Raw genomic sequence first — 19,881 nt, 5'->3', positions numbered from 1 at the left:
CGAACGCAGCCCTCTCTTTTGGCCGCATGCTCCCATGCCCCGGCTGGTCCGAATGCGGACACGCAGGCCGAGGCTTACTGCGCCAACAGATTGCCTGCGTCGAGCGCCGGCGGGCGCAACAGGTCTTCGTTGACGCCCATGACCTGGCTGGCCCGCTCCACGGCCTGCCACAAGCCACTGGGCATTCCGAGGATGTCTTCCGGCGACGCCGATTTTGCGATCCACGCACTGATTTCGGAATGCTGTTCACGGGTCAGCAGATCAAGGTTCAGCATCTCGTCGATGGTTTTCATGGATTTCGTTCTCAGCAGGGTTGGCCTTCAGTGTGCGCCTGATTCGGCGTGTCCCATCGTAAGCCGGACAGATCGCACGATTCGGCGATAAGGCCCTCTGCCGCGTAGGACTGGCCCTTCACGCGGCTCGCATGGACACCCACGCCCTGCGCGGCCACCGCCCCGGAGGCTGGGTTCTTTTCCAAGGAGATTCCCATGAAACCAATCCACATCCTTACCGCAGCCATGATGGGCTTGGCCACCCTGGCCCACGCCGACGTGTCCAAGAAGGACCAGGAATTCATCACCAAGGCAGCAGCGGGCGGAATGTACGAAGTGGAAGCAGGCAAGCTTGCCAAGACCAAGGGAATGTCGGAGGGCGTGAAGTCCTATGGCGACATGCTGGTCAATGACCACACCGCCGCCAACGAGGAACTGAAGGCGCTTGCCACCAGCAAGGGAGCCACACTTCCCCCCGCTCTGCCCGCCGACAAAACCCGCAAGCTCGAAAAAATCGGGAGCGCCAAGGACTTCGACAAACAGTTCGTCAAGCAGGTGGGCCAGGCCGACCACAAGACGGACATCTCGCTGTTCGAGAAAGCCAGCAAGAGCGCAGATGATGCGGACCTGAAGGCCTTCGCCGCCAAGACCCTGCCCACGCTGAAGGCGCACAAGGAGCATGCTGACGGGCTGACACAGCAAGCCAAGCGCTGAGACCGAGGCTGCTGCGGGGCGACCCGCAGCCTGGGGACGGCATCTTCCATTCGGGACCCTGTGACCCTGAAACGGCGGGCGATTCTCGCAGCGGAAAACAGAGAGCGCAAAAGGAAAAAGCCCCAAGCAGATCAACTGCTTAGGGCTTTTGGTCCTGGCGGAAACGGAGGGATTCGAACCCTCGATGAGGCTCTACACCCCATACTCCCTTAGCAGGGGAGCACCTTCGGCCACTCGGTCACGTTTCCAATCCCGCTATTATGCCTCAGTTTCAGAGGCTCTCGGCCGATCAGGCGGTGGGTTGGTCGAGATCGAATGCCTTGTGCAGGGTGCGCACGGCCAGCTCGACGTACTTTTCGTCGATGACGACCGAGGTCTTGATTTCCGAGGTGGAAATCATCTGGATGTTGATGCCCTCTTCGCTCAGGACACGGAACATCTTCGCCGCCACGCCCACGTGGCTGCGCATGCCGATGCCGACGATGCTCACCTTGCAGATCTTGGCGTCGCCCACGACTTCCTGCGCGCCCAGTTGCGGGACGACCTTTTCCTTCAGCAGGTCGATGGTGCGGGCGTAGTCGCCGCGGTTCACCGTGAAGCTGAAGTCGGTCTTGCCGTCGCGGCTCAGGTTCTGGATGATGACGTCCACTTCGATGTTGGCGTCGGCCACCGCGCCCAGGATCTGGTAGGCGATGCCGGGCGTGTCGGGCACGCCGAGCACGGAGACCTTGGCCTCGTCGCGGTTGAAAGCGATGCCGGATACGACGGCTTGTTCCATTTTTTCGTCTTCCTCAAAAGTGATCAGCGTGCCGGAGCGGGCTTCTTCGTCGATGTCGATGTCCCAGGGCGTAAAGCTCGAAAGCACGCGCAGGGGCACTTTGTACTTGCCCGCGAATTCGACCGAGCGGATCTGCAGCACCTTGCTGCCGAGGCTGGCCATCTCCAGCATTTCCTCGAAGCTCACGGTCGCGAGGCGACGGGCTTCCTGTACCACGCGCGGGTCGGTGGTGTAGACGCCGTCCACGTCGGTGTAGATCAGGCATTCGGCCGCCTTCATGGCGGCGGCGACGGCCACGGCCGAAGTGTCGGAGCCGCCCCGGCCGAGCGTGGTGATGTGGCCATGCTCGTCGATGCCCTGGAAGCCGGTGACGATGACGACCTTGCCGGCCGCCAGATCGGCGCGCACGCGCTGGTCGTCGATCGACTCGATGCGGGCCTTGGTGTAGGCGCTGTTCGTGCGGATGGGCACCTGCCAGCCGGCGTAGCTCACCGACTCCATGCCCTCGGACTGCAGCGCGATGGCGAGCAGCGCGGACGACGCCTGCTCGCCGGTGGCGGCCAGCATGTCGAGTTCACGGTGGTAGGCCGACGTGGCACGCGACGGAGCCAAGTCCTTGGCCAGCCCCAGCAGGCGATTGGTTTCGCCACTCATGGCGCTGGGCACCACCACCATCTGGTGGCCGGCCCGCGCCCATTTGGCCACGCGCTTGGCGACGTTGCGAATGCGCTCCGTGGAGCCCATCGACGTGCCGCCGTATTTATGAACGATCAGTGCCATTGGATATGTGGAACGACGAACCGATGACTGACAGGGCGCAGAGGAGGAGGAAAAGGTGTTTTGGCGCGCCGCCGGTTCGTGCAGAAGTTGATACCAAAACCTAGGAATTGTACCAACCGAGCATTTCGCCTTCGCGCACGACGAAGCCTGCGCCCACGCGAATGCGTATGCGGTGTCCGCGCGTGGCGCAATCAGCCAGTTGCGCCTGCAACTCCGCCAGCTGGGCTGCGGACGGCACCACGCTATGGGCCTGGCGGAGCCAGTGGCGCAGCAGGTTGGCCTGGCGCGGCGGGCTGAGGGCACGCAGGGCGGCGATGCGTGGCGGGTCGCCGCTCGCGGCCAGGTCGCCCTGGGCCATTTCCTGCAGCAGCAGGCTGGCCTGCGCCGCGTGGGCGGCAGAGCGCGCAAAGGTGTCGCGGAACTGCGGAAACACCGCATCGAGCGCAGGCAGCAGTTGCCGGCGAATGCGGTTGCGGGTGTAGCGCTCGTCGGTGTTGGTCGGGTCTTCGATCCAAGGGACGCCCTGGTCCTGCAGCCAGCGGCGCACGTCTTGCCCGGCCACGCCCAACAGCGGGCGGTACCACTGAATGCCGGCCCGCTCCCACTGCGCCGGCATGGCGGCCAGCCCGGGCGCGCCGGCCCCGCGCGACAGCGCCAGCAGCAGCGTTTCGGCCTGGTCGTCCCCATGCTGGGCGATGGCTATGTCTTTGATCGCCGGCGTCGCGCCATCAGCCAGCGCCAGAGCGCCCAGGGAGGCATAACGCGCGCGGCGGGCAGCGTCCTCGGGGCTCTGCCCGGGCTGCGGCCGGGCATCGACATGGCCGGTGCGCAGCGGGATCTGCAGCCGTTCGCACAGCGCGCGGCAGTGCGCTTCGAACCCATCGGCCGCAGCCTGCAGGCCGTGGTTCACATGCAGCGCGACCACCTGCCCGGGCCAGCGCGCATGGCAGGCCAGCAGCAGGGCCGTGGAATCGGCGCCGCCACTGAAGCCCACACCCAGGGGCAGCCGGGGTGTGAAGGCGCGCAGGGCCGCGTCGAACGCCTGGGTCATGGCAGGGTGCGGGGTGCGGCCCTGCCCTGGCGGCGCCCAAGAAAAACGGCCCCGCAGGGCCGCATGGCAGTAGGCCGGCGCACGCCGTACGCCTCAGCGGCTTTCCGCCTTGGTGTCGGTGAAGCGGCCATAGCTCTGCAGGCGCTCGTAGCGGCGGTCGAGCAGTTCCTTGGGCTTCAGGTCCGCCAGCTGGCGGAAGGCTTCGCCCAGCGCGCGCTTGAGGAAAGCGGCCATCTGTTTGACGTCGCGGTGCGCGCCGCCGACGGGCTCGCTCACGATCTTGTCCACCAGACCCAGCGCCTTCAGCCGGTGCGCGGTGATGCCCATGGCGTCGGCCGCATCCTGCGCCTTGTCGCCGGTCTTCCAGAGGATGGAGGCGCAGCCTTCCGGGCTGATCACCGAATAGATGGAGTACTGCAGCATGATGACCTGGTCGGCCACGCTGATCGCCAGCGCGCCGCCGGAGCCGCCCTCGCCGATCACCGTGGTGATGATCGGCACCTCCAGCTGAGCCATCTCGAAGATGTTGCGGCCGATGGCTTCGGACTGGCCCCGCTCCTCGGCGTCGATGCCGGGATAGGCGCCGGGTGTATCCACGAAAGTGAACACCGGCAGCTTGAATTTTTCCGCGGTCTTCATCAGGCGCAGGGCCTTGCGGTAGCCCTCGGGGCGGCTCATGCCGAAGTTGCGGGCGGCCCGCTCCTTGGTGTCGCGGCCCTTTTGCTGGCCGATGACCATGCAGGCATGGCCGTTGAAGCGCGCCAGGCCGCCGATGATCGACAGGTCGTCCGCGAAATGGCGGTCGCCGTGCATCTCGACGAAGTCGGTGAAGATCTCGCGCAGGTAGTCCATGGTGTAGGGACGCTCCGGATGGCGCGCGATCTTGGTGATCTGCCAGGGCGTCAGGTCACCGTAGATGTCCTTGGTGAGCTGCTGGCTCTTCTTGCTCAGCTGGTCGATCTCTTCCGAGATGTCGACCGCGCTTTCGGTCTGGACATAACGCAGTTCTTCGATCTTGGACTCGAGTTCGCCGATGGGCTGTTCGAAGTCCAGAAATGTCTTTTTCGCCAATTGGTTTCTCCTTGGGCGGTGTGTGCCCAGTGTCGGTCTGCGGTGCGCGCCAGGGGCGCCGAGCGCGCTGCAAAGGCGCGCCGGAATACAAATTCAGTAGTCCACCGGCAAGGGGGCGAGAGATCGCCAAATATACCAACTCGCCACGCTGCACCAGGGCTTCCAGGCGTCGGCCACTTCCCGCGCATCGCTGCGGCTGACCGGGTCGCCCGAGAAGTAGTGCTGGCTGATGCCGCTGATCAGGCTGGCGTCGTCCAGCGGCATCACGTTGGGCCGCGCCAGGTGGAAGATGAGGAACATGTCGGCCGTCCAGCGGCTGATGCCGCGGATGGCAACCAGCTCGCGGGTGATGGCGTCGTCGTCCATCGCGTCCCAGTCCTTCACATGCAGGCGGCCGGTGTCGAAGTGCACGGCCAGGTCGACCAGATAGTCGACCTTGCGGGCGGACAGGCCGGCCGCGCGCATGTCGTCGATCTTGAGCTTGAGCACGTTGGCGGGCGTCATGCTGGGCGGCAGCGCAGCGAAGGCATCCCACACCTTCTGGGCCGAGGCGACCGACACCTGCTGGCCGACGATGCTGCGCGCCAGGGTGGTGAAGGCGTCGCCCCGCTGGGTGAGCGCCACGTCGCCAAGTTGCGGAATCAGGCGCTTCATCACCCGATCCTTCTTCATCAGGTGCCTGCAGGCTTCCGCCCAGTAAGCGGGCACCGGCACGCCCGGCGGTTGGGTCAGCGGATAGTCCGCTATTTTTTTGATAGCAGCCACCGCTTATTCCACCTGCGCCAGAGGCTGTTTTGACACGAAAAACCTCACTGCGCGGCCTCCCAGGTCGTGCCCGCGGCGGAGTCCTTCAGCACGATGCCTTCGGCCAGCAGCGCGTTGCGGATGCGGTCCGCCTCCGCGAAGTCGCGCGCAGCCTTGGCGGCAGCGCGGGCCGCGATACGGGCCTCGATGTCGGCACTCTGCAGGCCGGCTCCCGCCTTCAGGAACCCTTGCGGGTCGCCCTGCAGCAGTCCCAGGCAGCCGCCCAGCGCCTTCAGCAGACCCGCTGCTTCGGGCGACCGGCTGCGGTTGACTTCGCCGGCCAGGTCGAACAGCACGGCCACGGCTTCAGGCGTGCCGAAGTCCTCGTCCATGGCGGCCTTGAAGCGCGCAGCGAAAGGGTTGGACCAATCGATGTCCGCCCCGTCGGCAGCGGCCACCTGGCTCAAGGCGGTATAGAGCCGCTTGAGCGCGCCGCGGGCATCGTCCAGATGTGCGTCGCTGTAGTTCAGCGCGCTGCGGTAATGCGCGCGCACGATGAAAAAGCGCACGGTCTCCGCGTCGTACCGGGCCAGCACGTCGCGGATGGTGAAGAAGTTGCCGAGCGACTTGCTCATCTTCTCGTTGTCCACGCGCACGAAGCCGTTGTGCACCCAGAACTTCGCCAGCGGCTGGCCGGTGGCACCTTCGCTCTGGGCGATCTCGTTCTCGTGGTGCGGGAACTGCAGGTCGGCCCCGCCGCCGTGGATGTCGAAGCTCTCGCCCAGCGTGGCGCAACTCATCGCCGAGCACTCGATGTGCCAGCCGGGGCGGCCGGCGCCGAAGGGGCTGTCCCACTTCGCCTCGGGCGGTTCCTCGGGCTTGGCGGACTTCCACAGCACGAAATCGAGCGGGTCGTCCTTGCCTTCCAGCACGGCCACGCGCTCGCCGGCGCGCAATTCGTCCAGCGACTTGCCCGACAGCTTGCCGTAGCCGGGGAACTTGCGCACCGCATAGTTCATGTCCCCGGTGCTGCCCCGATAGGCCAGGCCCTTGTCCTGCAGAGCGCCGATGAGCGACAGCATCTGCGGCACGTATTCCGTGGCGCGCGGCTCGACCGATGGCGACTCGATGCCCAGCGCGCCGATGTCCTGGTGCATGGCCGCGATCATCTCGTCGGTCAGCTGGCGGATGGTGATGCCGCGCTCCACGGCGCGGCGGATGATCTTGTCGTCGATGTCGGTGATGTTGCGCACGTAGGTGACGCGGTAGCCGCTGCTTTTCAGCCAGCGCTGCACCACGTCGAACGCCATCATCATGCGGGCGTGGCCGATGTGGCACAGGTCATAGATGGTCATGCCGCAGACATACATGCGGACATGACCGGGTTCCAGCGGGGCAAAGTCTTCCAACGCACGCGACAGCGTGTTGTAGATACGCAAACTCATGGGATATCGGTGAGGTGTGGGGGATGCAGCCGGCGACAGCGAAAGGCTCGCGCGGAGGGGGTTTCGGGCCTGTTGAAAGGTGGCGGCGGCACGGCGTGCGCCACGTCGATCAGGAGCGGCAACAGCGCACCGGCATGACAAACCCCTCAGCTACAATCCGCCGCAGTATAAGCCTCGTTACGGCTTGACACCGCTCCAACTCCCTTGCCACGCCCATGAAGCCTGTCCTTCGCACCCTCCCCCACCTCCTGCGCTTGATCGCGCTGTCGGCCGCGCTGGGTGCGCCGCTCGCTCATGCAGACGACTACGCCGACATCACGCAACTGCTGCGTGCGGGCAAGCCTGCCGACGCCCTGGCCAAGGCCGACCAGCGCCTGTCGGCCAACCCGCGCGACCCGCAGCTGCGCTTCCTGCGCGGCGTGGCGCAGGCCGACTCCGGCAAGCAGGCCGAGGCGGTGACCACCTTCACGCGGCTGACGGAAGACTATCCGGAGCTGCCCGAGCCCTACAACAACCTGGCCGTGCTCTACGCCAGCCAGAATCAGCTGGACAAGGCCCGCACCGCCCTGGAAATGGCGATTCGCACCAACCCCAGCTATTCCACCGCGCACGAGAACCTGGGCGACATCTACGCCAAGCTCGCCAGCCAGGCCTACAACAAGGCGCTGCAGCTCGACGGCAGCAACGCCAACTCGGTGCGGCCCAAGCTGGCACTGATCCGTGACCTGTTCTCGGCCGACGGCAAGACGGCTTCCGCTGGCGGCACGCGCTCGGCCGCCACCGCGACCCGACCGGTGACGGCTGCAGCGCCCGCCCCTGCGCCAGTCGCCACCCCGGCACCTGCACCTGCTGTCGCGGCGGCTCCGGCACCAGCGCCCAAGGCACCGGCGCCTGCCCCGGCCCCGACGCCCGCGCCTGCCCCTGCTCCGACACCGGCTCCCGCTCCTGCGCCATCTCCGGCGCCGGCGCCCGCACCGGCACCTGCCTCCGCCCCGGCCCCTGCAGCTGCCGCAGCCCCTGCGGCCAATGCCAACGCCGCAGAAAAGGACGTCGTGCGCGCCGTCAACGCCTGGGCCGCCGCCTGGGAAAGCCAGGACATGGCCGGCTACCTGGGCGCCTATGACAGCAGCTACGCGCCCGGCAAGCAGTCGCGCGCGGCCTGGGAAAAAGAGCGCCGCGACCGCATCGTCGGCCGCGCCAAGATCAACGTCTCGGTCAACGATCTGCGGGTGACCGTCAACGGCAACAAGGCCCAGGCCAAGTTCCGCCAGGGCTACAGCTCGGGCAGCTACAACGTCAACAGCCGCAAGACGCTGGATCTGGTCAACCACGGTGGCCGCTGGGTCATCGTGCGCGAATCCACCGGCGGTTGATTCCGCTTGCTGCGGTATCTTGGGCGATGGCGCCCTCTTCCTGCCTGGGTCGCTTCTTTCATGCCTGCCGCTAGAGCGATGCAGCGTTCCGGCGCGCCCGCTGCTTGCACAGCTCTGCGCTGGCCTGCCGCCGCGGGCCTGCTGCTGACGCTGGCCGCCATGTCGGCCCCCAGCCACGCGCAAGGCGAAAAGCTCCGCCACGTCGGTCAGGCCAAGCCCGGCAAGACGGCGCGCGCCACACCGCCCCCGGCCACTCTGAGCGACGGCCTGGCCGAGACCCGGCTCGTCGAGGTCTACCGCCTGACCGGCGAAGGCCGCACGCGCGAGGCGCTGGCCAAGGCCGAGTCGCTGGCCCGCGACTACCCCAACTTCCAGCTGGCGCAGCTGGCCCTGGGCGATCTGCTGGCTGCGCGCGTGCGCCCCTTGCGGCAGATGGGCGACGTGCCTGCGTCCGTGCCTGCGGCCGGTGACGCCGCCCCGCCCCGGGCCGCAGGCGACGTGCTGGGCGAGCTGCGCGCCGAATCGCGCCAGCGGACCGACGCGCTCCGCGCCCGTCCACCGGCCGGCAGCATTCCGGCGCAGTTCCTGGAAATCGCGCCGCGCACGCGCCACGCCATCGCCGTGGATGCGTCTCGCTCGCGCCTCTATCTGTTCGAGAACACCGGCAAAGGGATGGAGCTGATCGCCGACTACTACGCCTCCGTCGGCAAGCTGGGCATCGAGAAGGCCCTGGAGGGCGACCAGCGCACGCCGCTGGGCATCTACTACATCACCAGCCGGCTCGACGCGGCCAAGCTGTCCGACTTCTACGGCGCCGGGGCGCTGCCCATCAACTATCCCAGCCCACTGGACCTCAGCCGGGGCAAGACGGGCAGCGGCATCTGGCTGCACGGCACGCCGCCCGACCAGTTCTCGCGCGCGCCGCTCGCCACCGACGGCTGCCTGGCCCTGGCCAACCCCGACCTCGAGCGCATCCTGCGCACGGTGGAGCCGCGCACCACGCCGGTGGTGATCGCCCGCCAGCTGCAGTGGGTGCAGCCGCAGAGCCTGCAGCCCGAGCGGCAGAAGTTCGAGGCCGTGCTGGACGCCTGGCGCACGGCCAAGTCGCGCGGCGACATGCAGCGGCTATTGGCCTTCTACGCGCCGGGCTTCGAGAGCTACGGCAAGATGCCGCTCTCCGAATGGAGCCGGGGCCTGGAAGCCGAGGCACGCGCGCTGCGCGGGCGCGAACTGCAGCTCAAGGACAAGTCGTACCTGCGCTGGACGGATACGGCCGACACCATGGTCGTCACGTTCGGCGAGGTCGCTGCCGGCGCCCGCACCGGCCCGGTCAAACGCCAGTACTGGATGCGCCAGGGCAACCAATGGCAGATCTTTTTCGAAGGAGTGATTGGATGATTTCCAGAAGAAATACCGTACTGGCGCTCGCCGGTGCTGCGCTTTCCGCTATGGTTTTCGTAGCGCCCGTCCACGCCCAGGGCGCGGCGGCCCCGCGCGTCAAGATCGCCACGTCGATGGGCGACATCGTCGTGCAGCTGGACCCCGCCAAGGCGCCCAAGACGGTCGCGAACTTCCTGGCCTACGTGAACGACAAGCACTACGACGGCACGGTGTTCCACCGGGTCATCGACGGCTTCATGATCCAGGGCGGCGGCTTCACGCCCGACCTGCAGCAAAAGCCCACCAAGCCGCCGATCGCGCTCGAGGCCAACAACGGCCTGAAGAACGACAAGTACACCATCGCCATGGCGCGCACGAACAATCCCGACTCGGCGACGGCGCAGTTCTTCATCAACGTGAAGGACAACGCCATGCTGAACGCCAATGGCGAAGGCAACGGCTATGCCGTGTTCGGCAAGGTCGTCTCGGGCACCGACGTGGTCGACAAGATCAAGGCGGTCACCACCGGCAACAAGGGCCCGCACCAGAACGTGCCCGTGACACCTGTCACCATCACGTCCGCCACGGTGGTGAAGTGACGGCCGGCTGAACACCGGGCCTTCCACCGTTCTCTCCAACCCTGCCCACCGGGCAGCCTCCCCGAACCACCAAGGAACTGCAATGAGCAACCCCCAAGTCGAACTCCACATCGCCGGCCACGGTGTCATCACCCTCGAACTGGACGCCGAAAAGGCGCCCAAGTCGGTGGAAAACTTCCTCTCCTACGTGAAGAAGGGCCACTACGACAACACCATCTTCCACCGCGTGATCCCCGGCTTCATGGTGCAAGGCGGCGGCTTCGAGCCCGGCATGAACCAGAAGGGCACCGATGCGCCGATCCAGAACGAAGCGCAGAACGGCCTGAAGAACGCCAACTACACCGTGGCCATGGCCCGCACCAGCGACCCGCACTCGGCCACGGCGCAGTTCTTCATCAACGTGGCCGACAACGGGTTCCTGAACCACACCGCGCCCTCCGCACAGGGCTGGGGCTATGCCGTGTTCGGCAAGGTGGTCAAGGGCACCGAAGTGGTGGATGCCATCAAGGCCGTGAAGACCGGCCGCAAGGGCTTCCACGACGACGTGCCGAAGGACGACGTGATCATCGAAAAGGCCGTGGCCATCTAAGCCCCCTTCAGTCGCTTCGCGCCCTCCCCCACGGGGGGACGACGCCGGCAGCCCGGTCTGCGGCGTCGGCGGGCATGGCCCGATGCGCGGCCTCTCGACCCGCCGGGAGCCGCGTTTGTCCAGACGCCCTGGCCCGGTGCGAGCGACTCCTCATTCCCCTTCCATGAATCCGCCCATGCCAGACGCCCGCGAGTTCGTCGCGCCCGCCGGCTGGCGCATGGTGGATTTCGTCTCCGACCTGCACCTCGACGCGGCCCACCCGGCCACGGTGCAAGCCCTGGCCCGCTACCTGGCCGCCACGCCGGCCGACGCCGTCTTCCTGCTGGGTGACGTCTTCGAGGTCTGGCCGGGCGACGATGCGCTCCAGGAGTCCGGCAGCTTCGAGGCCGAATGCTGCGAGCTGCTGCGCCGCACGGCGCTGCGCACCCCGCTCTTCTTCATGCACGGCAACCGCGACTTCCTGGTGGCGGAGGGGTTTTCTCAACGCACCGGCATTCCCGTGCTGGACGACCCGACGGTGCTGGGCTTCGCCGGCCGGCGCTGGCTGCTGTCGCACGGCGATGCGCTGTGTCTCGACGATGTGGACTACCAGCGCTTCCGCGCCACGGCGCGCAGCCCCCAGTGGCAGGCCCAGGTGCTGTCGCGCCCGCTCGCCGAGCGACGGGCGCTGGGGCGCAGCGTGCGCACCGAGAGCGAGGCGCGCAAGCAGTCCGGCACCGGTTTCTATGGCGACGTGGACGCCGCCGCAGCGGTGGCCTGGCTGCAGGCCGCCGGGGCCCAGGCGCTGATCCACGGCCACACGCACCTGCCGGCCGACCACGTGCTGAATCCGCAGGGCGCCCCAGGGGCTCCCGTCCTCACGCGCCACGTGCTCACCGACTGGGACCTGGACGCAGAGCCCGCGCGCGCCGGCGTGCTGCGGCTGACCGGGCAGGGCTTGGAACGCATCGCGCTCGCCCCCAGCTAGGGCTTCATGCCCGCCGCACTCCTACCCCACGCCTTGCGCCGACTGGCCAACCGCGTACGCGCCACCCTGGCTCCCGTTCCCGACATCGACGTGCCGCTGTGGCTGCAGACGGTGCGGCGCTACCCCTTTCTGGCCCGCCTGAGTGCGGAGGAACAGTCCAAGCTGCGTGCGCTGAGCGCGCTCTTCCTGCAACGCAAGGAATTCACCGGTGCCCACGGCTTCGAGGTGACCGATGCCATGGCTGTCGCCATTGCCGCCCAGGCCTGCCTGCCCCTGCTGCACTGGGGCGACCCGGCCCGGGCGCTGGCCTGGTATGACGACTTCGTGGGCATCGTGGTGCATCCCGGCGAAGCGCTCGCGCGGCGCCAGGCGGTGGACGAGGCCGGCGTGGTGCACGACTACGACGAGGTGCTGCTGGGCGAAGCCATGGAGCGCGGCCCCGTCATGCTCAGCTGGCCGGCGGTGGATGGCGCCGGCCGCCCCCTCGCGCATGCCGCAGGCATCGCCCAGGCAAGCGGCACCAGCGTGGTGATCCATGAGTTCGTGCACAAGCTGGACATGCAGGGCGGCCATGCCGACGGCTGCCCGCCGCTGCCCGCCGGCTTCATGGGCGCGCGCGACACGCGCGAGGCCCGCACCCGGTGGCGCGACGCCTGGGCGCCGGCTTACGACGCCTTCCGCGAGAAAGTCATCATCGCCGAGCGCTTCGGCGGCGAGCGACCCTGGCTGGACAGCTACGGCGCCACCGCCCCGGCCGAATTCTTCGCCGTGGCCTGCGAGGCCTACTTCGTCAGCCGCGAGCGGTTCGCGGAGGAATTCCCTACGCTCATGCCGCTGCTGGACGCATTCTTTCGCACGGGCGATTGACAGGCGTTTGCCGGTGCCGGTGCCGGTGCCGGGCAGGGCCGTGCGTGACCCTCTGCTAGTGAAACGGGTCTGCCGCCCCATTCGCACAGAGAGGGCGGACGGCTGCCCTGGGCCGCGCCCTGGCTTCGACGGGCTCGGCCCGAGCGGTGTGTGGGGACGGTGACCAACCGCCACCGCCCCGCACTGGCACATCAATCCACCCGCGTGCGATACGCCACGCCGTCGCGCCCCGGGTCGGCACCGCCATGCAACCGGCCGTCCGCGGCGATCTGCACGCCGTGCACCCAGCCGATGGTGTAGTTGTAGGGGTTGCGAAGCACCTCATACCCCTCGGCCTGCAGCTGCCGCGTGACATGGCGCGGGATGCGGTTGCACACGTCGATGGAATTGCTGGTGGATGAAAAGCGCGGCGCCGACACGGCCTCCTGCATGCCCATGCCGTGGTCGATCATGTTCAGCAGCACCTGCAGCACGCCCATGGCGATCTGCGTGCCGCCGGGCGCGCCCAGCACGATCTCGGGCCGGCCGTCCGCGCCGAACACGATGCTCGGGCACGACGACGTGAACCGGCTCTTGCCCGGCTGGATGCTGCCGGCGCGGCCCGGGCGGGGGTCGAATACGCCCATGCAGCCGTTGTAGAAGAAACCCATGCCCGGCGTGATGACGCCGGAAGGCATGGCGAGCGAATGCGTCATCGACACGCAGTTGCCCTCGCCGTCCACCACGCTCAGGTGCGTGGTGTCGCGCGGCACCGGGGCGCCCGGGTTCACACGCTCCACGCGGTGCCGCTCGCCGGCGCGGATCGCCTCGGCCGAGCCCGCTGCGTTGGCCTTGGACAGCAACGCCTCCAGCGGCACCTCCACGAAGGCCGGGTCGCCGATGTGGCGGTCCTTGTCGGTCGTGGCGCGCTTCATCACCTCGCTCAGCAGGCGCAGGTAGTCCGGGCCGTTGTGCTCCATGCCGGCCAGCGGGAAGTTCTCCAGCAGGTTCAGCATCTGCAGCAGCATGGCGCCGCCGCCCGGCGGCTGGTTGGTGGTGACCGTGCGGTCGCGGTAGCGGCCCACCAGCGGTGCCGCGCGGCGCACCTGAAAGCGCGCCAGGTCGTCCATCGACAGCAGGCCGCCCAGCGACTGCACATGCGCCACCATGCGGCGCGCCAGTTCACCCTGGTAGAACGGCGCAATGCCCTCCTCCGCCACCTGGGCCAGCACGCCGGCCATGCCGGGGTTGGCGAGCGGCGTGCCGATGGGCTTGGGCGAACCGTCCGCGCGGCAGTACAGCGCCCGGCCTTCGTCGCTGAAGCGCAGCCGGTCGAGGTTGCTGACCCGGCCCATGGCGGGCTCGTCGATCCAGAAGGCGTGCATGCCGGGGCGCACGAAGAAACCTTCCGTCGCCCAGCCGATGGCCGGCGCCACCACGTCGCGCCATGGCAGGCGGCCGTGCGCGCGGTGCATGGCCGCCAGCCCCTTCAGCGTGGCCGGCGTGGCGATGGACTGCGGGCCGATGTCGTTGACGCGTCCCCTCAGGATGAAGCCGAAGCCGTCCCGCGTCTCGCCTTCCAGCCGGTCGGCCCACATGTCTTCGCGGCAGGCGAAGGGCGCTGGCGCATGGAAATCGAAATACTCGTGCGCGGCCGGCCCGCCCGGGCCCTGCATGTAGACGGCCGCCGTGCCGAAGCCGGCGATGCCGCACATCAGCGGATCGACCACGGTCTGGGCCAGCGCGGTGGCCACGGCGGCATCGACCGCGTTGCCGCCCGCGCGCAGGATCTCGATGCCCGATTCCGCCGCCTCGGGCTGCGGGCAGGAAACCATGGCCTCCTTGTGCTGCAGCGCGGCCGTCATCACTTGGCGCTCAGGTTCAAGGCGTTCAGCGCCGGGCCCCAGGCCTGGGCATCGCGGCGGGCCACTTCCATCAGCTGGCTGGCGGGGCCGGCCATCGGAATGGCGTTCATGCCCTTCAGCTTGGCCTGCACGTCGGGGCTGGCGTGGAAGGACTGCGTGCCCTCGTGCAGCTTGGCGATGATGGCGGGCGGCGTGCCGGCGCGCGCCACGATGCCGCTCCAGCCCATGGTGTCGAAGTCCTTCACACCGAGTTCGTTGGCGGCCGGCACGTCCGGCAGCTCGGCCAGGCGCGAGGGCGCCAGCACCACCAGCGGGACCACCTTGCCGCTCTTGATGTGCGGCAGCGCCGTGCCCAGCACCGGGGCCATCACCTGGGTCTGGCCGCCAATGGTGGCCATCAGGCCGTCGGGCTCGCCGCGAAACGGCACGTGGGTCATCGAGATGGCCAGTTTGCTCTGCAGCAGCTCCACCGCCAGCTGGGTCGAATTGCCCAGGCCGGACGACGAGAAGTTGAGCTGGCCCGGGTGTGCCTTGGCGTACTTGACCAGGTCGTCCAGCGTCTTGAAACCCGTGGCCGGGTTGGCGACCAGCACGAAGGGCACGGTGCTGAGCATGCCGACACCGGTGAAGTCTTTCTCCGGGTCGTACGGCAGGGGCTTATAGACGAACTTGTTGAGCACCATCTGCGACACGCCGCCGAACATCAGCGTGTAGCCGTCGGCGGGCTGGCTCAGCACCTGCTGCGCGGCAATGATGCCGCCTGCGCCGGGCTTGTTCTCCACCACGATGTTGGCGCCCAGCGCCTTGCCCGCATGCTCGGCCCAGAGGCGCGCCACGGTGTCGGAACTGCCGCCCGCCTGCTGCGACACGACCAGGCGGACGGGCCGCGTGCCCGGGTAGCCGGCGGCGGCGTCAGCCTGGGCCAACACCGGCGCGGCGCCCAGGGCACCCCAGGCCAGCGCCGTGGCCGCGATCTTCGCGAGGCAGGAACGTTTATTCATGGTGGGCAATCTCCGATGCATGCGGGTGGAAGGAGCCACTTCTGGGCAGAGAGCGACTGTCTTGCTCGCATTATTCGAGTCCATCGACAACGGCACCAGCGAATTCGCCCGATGGTTCCATTAGCATCTGCTCATGCTTTCCTATGAACAAGTGGCTTGGGCGCGGCGCCTGAAGATCCGGCATCTCGAATCCTTTCTGGTGCTAGACGAGGCCGGCACGCTGACCGAGGCTGCCGTTCGCATGCACATGACCCAGTCGGCCATTTCGCACTGGCTGTCCGATCTGGAAGAGCTGGTGGGCATGCCGCTGGTCACGCGCGGGCGGCGCATCCAGCTGACGGCGGCCGGCGTGATCATGAAACGGCTGGCGGTGAGCGTGCTGGGCGACATCTCCCGCACGCAACTGGAACTGGGCGCCGTGGCCGAGGGCCGCACGGCCCGCCTGCACATCGGCAGCGTGTGGGCGGGCGTGGCGCGGGGGGTGCCGCAGGCGCTCGCGCAATTCCAGGCGCTGCACCCGCACATCTCGGTCACCGTTTCGGAAAGCCCGTTCGGCCATCTGCTCGAAGGCTTGGCAAACAAGCAGCTCGACGTGGTGGTGGGCTCGCTCGACGCCCGGGCGCACCACCCGCGCCTGCAGCACCGCGAACTGTTCGAGGACAACGTCTGCCTGGTGGTGGGCCGGGCCAGCCGGTTCTGGGATGCCGCCGGCCCCGTGCGGCTGGCCGACCTGCTGCAGGAGCGCTGGATAATGCCGCCCAAGGGCACGCTGATGCGATCGCAGCTGGACACCGCCCTGCTCGACAGCGGCGTGCCCTGGCTGCTGCCCAAGGTGGAGACCGCGGCCATCACCACCCTGCAGGCGCTGGTGCACCAGGGCGACTATGTCGGCGTTTGTTCGCAAGCCATGGCCGAGTACCAGGCCGCGCTGGGCACGCTGCGCATCCTGCCGCTGGACCGCGCCATCCGCTTCGGCCCGGTGGGCGTGGTCTGGAGCCGCGACAACGCGGCCGAGGCGGTGCAGCTGTTCGTGGAACACATCACGCGCTCGGTCGATCGGCCCGCGCCACAGACGCTATCACATTTATAGCATAAGCCCCTTGCAGATCAAGCGCTGCAGCCCGTTTTGGCTCGAAATCAGGCGGCTGGAATGCCCAGGCACTGCCGCGCCACCCGCGCGACGTGCGCGGCGTCCACCCCGAAATAGCGGCGCAGCGCCGCGCGGGTGTCGCTGCGGCCGAAGCCGTCGGTGCCCAGCGTGACATAGCGGCGCCCGGCCGGCAGGAAGGCGCGCACGCTTTCCGGCACGGCGCGCACATAGTCGGTCGCGGCGATGACCGGGCCGCTGGTGTTCGCCAGCACCTGGGCAATCCACGGCATGCCGCCGGCAGCCTCGCCCGCCAGGGCGCGCTGTTCGCAGGCGATGCCGTCGCGGGCCAGCTCGCTCCAGCTGGTCACGCTGACGACCGTCACGTCCACGCCCTCGGCCGCCAGTTGCCGCGCGGCATGCACCACCTCGGTCAGGATGGCGCCGGAACCCAGCAGCGTGACCGACTTTTCAGGCGATATCTGGCGCTCGCGCTCATCTGTCGTATGCCTCCAGCTATCGAAAACATAGCAACCGCGCAGCACGCCGGCCTCGGCATCCGCCGGCAGGTCGGGCTGGGCGTAGTTCTCGTTCATCAGCGTGACGTAGTAGAAGACGTCCTGCTGCTCGACCAGCATCTCGCGCATCCCGGCATGGACGATGACGGCCAGCTCGCCCGCATAGGCCGGGTCATAGGCCTTGCAGTTCGGGATGGTGGCGGCCACCAGGTGGCTGGAGCCGTCCTGGTGCTGCAGCCCTTCGCCGCCGAGCGTGGTGCGGCCCGACGTGGCGCCCAGCAGAAAACCCCGTGCCCGCTGGTCGGCGGCGGCCCAGATGGCGTCGCCCACCCGCTGGAAGCCGAACATGGAGTAGTAGATGTAGAACGGCAGCATCGCCAGGCCATGCACGCTGTAGCTGGTGGCCGCAGCCGTCCAGCTGGCGATGGCGCCGGCTTCGCTGATGCCCTCTTCCAGGATCTGGCCATCCAGCGCCTCGCGGTACGGCAGCACCGAGCCGATGTCCTCCGGCGCATAGCGCTGGCCCACGCTGCTGTAGATGCCCACCTGCTTGAACAGGTTGGCCATGCCGAAGGTGCGCGCCTCATCGGCCACGATGGGCACGATGCGCGGTCCCAGCTGCCCGTCTTTCAGCAGCGCCCCCAGCATGCGCACGAAGGCCATCGTCGTGCTCATCTCCTTGCCCTGCGCCTGCAGCGCGAACTGCGCGTACTGCGCCAGGGGCGGCACGGGGACGGCGTCGCAAGCGGTCTCGCGGCGCGGCAGCGACCCGCCCAGCGCCTGGCGGTGCGCATGCAGGTACTGCATCTCCGGGCTGTCCTCCGCCGGGCGGTAGAAAGCCAGGCCGGTGGCCTGTGCATCGCTCAAGGGCAGGTTGAAGCGGTTGCGGAATTCGATGAGGTCGCCCTCGTCGAACTTCTTCTGGCTGTGCGTGGTCATCTTGCCCTGCCCCGCCGCGCCCATGCCATAGCCCTTCTTGGTGTGCGCCAGGATGACGGTGGGCTGCCCGCGGTGCGCGGCCGCCGCGGCATAGGCGGCGTGGATCTTCACCAGGTCGTGCCCGCCGCGCTTCAGGCGATCGATCTGCTCGTCGGTCAGGCCCTGGGCCAGCGCCGCCAGTTCGGGCGACTGGCCGAAGAAATGGTCGCGGTTGAAACGGCCGTCCTTGGCGGCGAAGGTCTGCATCTGCCCATCGACCGTGCCGCCCAGCGTGCGGGCGAGGGTTCCGGTCAGGTCACGCGCGAACAGGCCATCCCAGTCACTGCCCCACAGCAGCTTGACCACGTTCCAGCCCGCGCCGGCGAAGAGCCGCTCCAGCTCATCGACGATGCGGCCATTGCCGCGCACCGGGCCATCGAGCCGCTGCAGGTTGCAGTTGACCACCCAGGCGAGGTTGTCCAACCCCTCGCGCGCGGCCAGCGTCAGCGCGCTCATGCTTTCCGGCTCGTCCATCTCGCCGTCGCCGAACACGCCCCAGACCTTGCGCTGCTGGCAGTCGAGCAACTGGCGGTGCGTGAGGTAGCGCATGAAGCGCGCGTGGTAGATGCTGCTGATCGGGCCGATCCCCATCGAGCCGGTCGGGAACTGCCAGAAGTCGGGCATGAGCCAGGGATGCGGGTAGCTCGAAAGGCCCGCTGCGCCCTCGTTCGGCGCGGTGATCTCCTGGCGGTAGTGCTGCAGGTCGCGCTCGGAAAGGCGCCCCTCCAGAAACGCCCGCGCATAGACGCCCGGCGCGCTGTGCGGCTGGAAGAACACCAGGTCGCCCCGGTGCTGCCCTGCCGCCGTGCCTTCGCGGGCGCGGAAGAAGTGGTTGAAGCCGACCTCGAACAGGTCGGCCGCGCTGGCGTAGCTGGCGACATGGCCGCCCAGTTCGCTCGATCCGCCCATCTCGGCCTGGTTGGCGCGCACCACCATCGCCAGCGCATTCCAGCGCATCAGCGAGGCCAGCCGCTCCTCGATCGCCAGATCGCCCGGAAACACTGGCTGCGCTTCCACCGGCACCGTGTTCACGTAAGGCGTGTTCAGCGTGGGCTGCCACCCGGTGCGCTGCTGGCGGGCCAGCGCGGCCAGTTCATCCAGCACGAAGCGGGCGCGCTCCGGGCCGTGGGCGGCCACCAGTGCCAGGAAGGCGTCGCGCCATTCGGCGGTTTCCTGCGGGTCGGTGTCGGGGGCAGCTTCGGGCTGGAGGGCCAGGGCGTGGAGCGGCAGGGGTGCGTTCATCAGGCCACTGTATCGGCGGCGTTGCAGCATGAGCGGCTGTTGCGGCTCGTGATTAACCCGCAATCACGGCATGTTGTGCCGCCAAATTCCTAAAATGCAGCAGATGAAACTCGATGCACTGGACCTGCGCATTCTGGCGGAGCTGCAAGCCGACGGCTCGCTGTCGAACGTGGAACTGGCACGGCGCGTCCACCTGTCGCCTTCGCCCTGCCTGGCCCGCGTCAAGGCACTGGAGGCGGCCGGCGTCATCGCCCGCTACGTGGCGCTGGCCAATGCCGCCGCACTGGGCCTCGGCCTGAACGTGTTCATCAACATCAGCCTGCAATCGCAGGCCAAGACGGCACTGGCCGACTTCGAGCGCCGCATCGCCGAGCACGACGAGGTGATGGAGTGCTATTTGATGAGCGGCGACTCGGACTACCTGATCCGCGTCGCGGTGGCCGACATCGGCGCGCTGGAGCGCTTCATCCTGGAGCAGCTCACTCCGATTCCGGGCATCGAGAAGATCCGCTCGAGCTTCGCGCTCAAGCAGGTGCGCTACAAGACCGCGCTGCCGCTGCCCGGCCCGGGCTGACGACGAG

18 protein-coding genes and 1 tRNA gene are annotated in these 19,881 nt (G+C 68.1%); 9 read left to right on the top strand and 10 right to left on the bottom strand.

Features of this window, described 5'->3' with window-relative positions:
• Nucleotides 1–74 precede the first annotated feature (74 nt).
• Nucleotides 75–293 (bottom strand): hypothetical protein, encoded by a 219-nt coding sequence (locus ASF94_RS07225; RefSeq protein WP_056663688.1) that lies wholly within the window; start codon nt 291–293, stop codon nt 75–77.
• Nucleotides 294–488: 195 nt separating this feature from the next.
• Between ASF94_RS07225 and ASF94_RS07220 the strand changes: the two genes are divergently transcribed.
• A complete protein-coding gene (locus tag ASF94_RS07220) occupies nt 489–986 on the top strand; it encodes a DUF4142 domain-containing protein (protein ID WP_056663685.1) in 498 nt (165 codons plus the stop codon).
• Between the two features lie 155 nt (nt 987–1,141).
• Here the strand turns inward: ASF94_RS07220 and ASF94_RS07215 are convergent.
• From ASF94_RS07215 to cysS, 6 genes are all read right to left on the bottom strand, one after another.
• Nucleotides 1,142–1,234, bottom strand: a tRNA-Ser gene (locus ASF94_RS07215).
• A gap of 41 nt (nt 1,235–1,275) precedes the next feature.
• On the bottom strand, nt 1,276–2,544 hold the full coding sequence (locus tag ASF94_RS07210) for an aspartate kinase (protein ID WP_056663683.1): 1,269 nt from the start codon (nt 2,542–2,544) through the stop codon (nt 1,276–1,278).
• A gap of 100 nt (nt 2,545–2,644) precedes the next feature.
• The gene (tilS, locus tag ASF94_RS07205; RefSeq protein ID WP_056663680.1) at nt 2,645–3,595 is read right to left on the bottom strand and encodes a tRNA lysidine(34) synthetase TilS; all 951 of its coding nucleotides are present in this window, start codon (nt 3,593–3,595) and stop codon (nt 2,645–2,647) included.
• A 93-nt stretch (nt 3,596–3,688) separates the two neighbouring features.
• Complete coding sequence (locus ASF94_RS07200; protein ID WP_056663677.1) at nt 3,689–4,666, bottom strand: acetyl-CoA carboxylase carboxyltransferase subunit alpha; 978 nt, start codon at nt 4,664–4,666, stop codon at nt 3,689–3,691.
• A gap of 93 nt (nt 4,667–4,759) precedes the next feature.
• Nucleotides 4,760–5,431 (bottom strand): DNA-3-methyladenine glycosylase, encoded by a 672-nt coding sequence (locus tag ASF94_RS07195; protein WP_056663674.1) that lies wholly within the window; start codon nt 5,429–5,431, stop codon nt 4,760–4,762.
• Between the two features lie 44 nt (nt 5,432–5,475).
• Complete coding sequence (cysS, locus tag ASF94_RS07190) at nt 5,476–6,855, bottom strand: cysteine--tRNA ligase (RefSeq protein ID WP_056663671.1); 1,380 nt, start codon at nt 6,853–6,855, stop codon at nt 5,476–5,478.
• A gap of 215 nt (nt 6,856–7,070) precedes the next feature.
• Between cysS and ASF94_RS07185 the strand changes: the two genes are divergently transcribed.
• The 6 genes from ASF94_RS07185 to ASF94_RS07160 all read left to right on the top strand — a co-directional run bounded on the left by ASF94_RS07185 (nt 7,071) and on the right by ASF94_RS07160 (nt 12,630).
• Nucleotides 7,071–8,228 (top strand): tetratricopeptide repeat protein, encoded by a 1,158-nt coding sequence (locus ASF94_RS07185; protein ID WP_056663668.1) that lies wholly within the window; start codon nt 7,071–7,073, stop codon nt 8,226–8,228.
• A 60-nt stretch (nt 8,229–8,288) separates the two neighbouring features.
• Nucleotides 8,289–9,626, top strand: coding sequence for a L,D-transpeptidase family protein (locus tag ASF94_RS07180; RefSeq protein WP_056663666.1), 1,338 nt, complete (start codon nt 8,289–8,291; stop codon nt 9,624–9,626).
• Nucleotides 9,623–10,207, top strand: a complete 585-nt coding sequence (locus tag ASF94_RS07175; protein WP_056663660.1) for a peptidylprolyl isomerase — start codon at nt 9,623–9,625, stop codon at nt 10,205–10,207. Before ASF94_RS07180 ends, ASF94_RS07175 begins: the two co-directional genes overlap by 4 nt.
• An 82-nt stretch (nt 10,208–10,289) precedes the next feature.
• Nucleotides 10,290–10,796 carry a peptidylprolyl isomerase gene (locus ASF94_RS07170; protein WP_056663659.1) on the top strand — a complete coding sequence of 169 codons (507 nt, stop codon included), beginning with the start codon at nt 10,290–10,292 and terminating at the stop codon, nt 10,794–10,796.
• A gap of 163 nt (nt 10,797–10,959) precedes the next feature.
• Complete coding sequence (locus tag ASF94_RS07165; protein ID WP_056663654.1) at nt 10,960–11,763, top strand: UDP-2,3-diacylglucosamine diphosphatase; 804 nt, start codon at nt 10,960–10,962, stop codon at nt 11,761–11,763.
• Between the two features lie 6 nt (nt 11,764–11,769).
• The gene (locus ASF94_RS07160) at nt 11,770–12,630 is read left to right on the top strand and encodes a zinc-dependent peptidase (protein WP_056663651.1); all 861 of its coding nucleotides are present in this window, start codon (nt 11,770–11,772) and stop codon (nt 12,628–12,630) included.
• Nucleotides 12,631–12,821: 191 nt separating this feature from the next.
• Here the strand turns inward: ASF94_RS07160 and ASF94_RS07155 are convergent, their stop codons facing one another.
• Together ASF94_RS07155 and ASF94_RS07150 are read right to left on the bottom strand one after the other, a co-directional pair.
• On the bottom strand, nt 12,822–14,474 hold the full coding sequence (locus ASF94_RS07155) for a gamma-glutamyltransferase family protein (protein ID WP_056663648.1): 1,653 nt from the start codon (nt 14,472–14,474) through the stop codon (nt 12,822–12,824).
• The gene (locus tag ASF94_RS07150) at nt 14,474–15,475 is read right to left on the bottom strand and encodes a tripartite tricarboxylate transporter substrate binding protein (protein ID WP_056663646.1); all 1,002 of its coding nucleotides are present in this window, start codon (nt 15,473–15,475) and stop codon (nt 14,474–14,476) included. Before ASF94_RS07150 ends, ASF94_RS07155 begins: the two co-directional genes overlap by 1 nt.
• Before the next feature lie 133 nt (nt 15,476–15,608).
• Here ASF94_RS07150 and ASF94_RS07145 point away from each other — a divergent pair, with 133 nt between their 5' ends.
• The gene (locus ASF94_RS07145) at nt 15,609–16,565 is read left to right on the top strand and encodes a LysR family transcriptional regulator (protein WP_056663643.1); all 957 of its coding nucleotides are present in this window, start codon (nt 15,609–15,611) and stop codon (nt 16,563–16,565) included.
• Between the two features lie 47 nt (nt 16,566–16,612).
• Here the strand turns inward: ASF94_RS07145 and mdeB are convergent, their stop codons facing one another.
• On the bottom strand, nt 16,613–19,300 hold the full coding sequence (mdeB, locus tag ASF94_RS07140) for an alpha-ketoglutarate dehydrogenase (protein ID WP_056664807.1): 2,688 nt from the start codon (nt 19,298–19,300) through the stop codon (nt 16,613–16,615).
• 103 nt (nt 19,301–19,403) lie between these two features.
• On the opposite strand from mdeB, the gene ASF94_RS07135 reads away from it, so the two are divergent.
• The gene (locus ASF94_RS07135; RefSeq protein WP_056664805.1) at nt 19,404–19,874 is read left to right on the top strand and encodes an Lrp/AsnC family transcriptional regulator; all 471 of its coding nucleotides are present in this window, start codon (nt 19,404–19,406) and stop codon (nt 19,872–19,874) included.
• Nucleotides 19,875–19,881 lie beyond the last annotated feature (7 nt).

The organism is Acidovorax sp. Leaf160 (assembly GCF_001424265.1).
Taxonomy (GTDB): domain Bacteria; phylum Pseudomonadota; class Gammaproteobacteria; order Burkholderiales; family Burkholderiaceae_C; genus Paracidovorax.
The sequence above is the reverse complement of the archived record's forward strand: the minus strand, read 5'-3'. Positions and strand labels throughout refer to the sequence as shown.

Bases quoted from the DNA above. Each gene is read 5' to 3' on its own strand.
- ASF94_RS07225 (WP_056663688.1), bottom strand. From the start codon at position 293: ATGAAAACCATCGACGAGATGCTGAACCTTGATCTGCTGACCCGTGAA.
- ASF94_RS07220 (WP_056663685.1), top strand. From the start codon at position 489: ATGAAACCAATCCACATCCTTACCGCAGCCATGATGGGCTTGGCCACC.
- ASF94_RS07210 (WP_056663683.1), bottom strand. From the start codon at position 2,544: ATGGCACTGATCGTTCATAAATACGGCGGCACGTCGATGGGCTCCACG.
- tilS (WP_056663680.1), bottom strand. From the start codon at position 3,595: ATGACCCAGGCGTTCGACGCGGCCCTGCGCGCCTTCACACCCCGGCTG.
- cysS (WP_056663671.1), bottom strand. From the start codon at position 6,855: ATGAGTTTGCGTATCTACAACACGCTGTCGCGTGCGTTGGAAGACTTT.
- ASF94_RS07185 (WP_056663668.1), top strand. From the start codon at position 7,071: ATGAAGCCTGTCCTTCGCACCCTCCCCCACCTCCTGCGCTTGATCGCG.
- ASF94_RS07180 (WP_056663666.1), top strand. From the start codon at position 8,289: ATGCCTGCCGCTAGAGCGATGCAGCGTTCCGGCGCGCCCGCTGCTTGC.
- ASF94_RS07175 (WP_056663660.1), top strand. From the start codon at position 9,623: ATGATTTCCAGAAGAAATACCGTACTGGCGCTCGCCGGTGCTGCGCTT.
- ASF94_RS07170 (WP_056663659.1), top strand. From the start codon at position 10,290: ATGAGCAACCCCCAAGTCGAACTCCACATCGCCGGCCACGGTGTCATC.
- ASF94_RS07165 (WP_056663654.1), top strand. From the start codon at position 10,960: ATGAATCCGCCCATGCCAGACGCCCGCGAGTTCGTCGCGCCCGCCGGC.
- ASF94_RS07160 (WP_056663651.1), top strand. From the start codon at position 11,770: ATGCCCGCCGCACTCCTACCCCACGCCTTGCGCCGACTGGCCAACCGC.
- ASF94_RS07155 (WP_056663648.1), bottom strand. From the start codon at position 14,474: ATGACGGCCGCGCTGCAGCACAAGGAGGCCATGGTTTCCTGCCCGCAG.
- ASF94_RS07150 (WP_056663646.1), bottom strand. From the start codon at position 15,475: ATGAATAAACGTTCCTGCCTCGCGAAGATCGCGGCCACGGCGCTGGCC.
- ASF94_RS07145 (WP_056663643.1), top strand. From the start codon at position 15,609: ATGCTTTCCTATGAACAAGTGGCTTGGGCGCGGCGCCTGAAGATCCGG.
- mdeB (WP_056664807.1), bottom strand. From the start codon at position 19,300: ATGAACGCACCCCTGCCGCTCCACGCCCTGGCCCTCCAGCCCGAAGCT.
- ASF94_RS07135 (WP_056664805.1), top strand. From the start codon at position 19,404: ATGAAACTCGATGCACTGGACCTGCGCATTCTGGCGGAGCTGCAAGCC.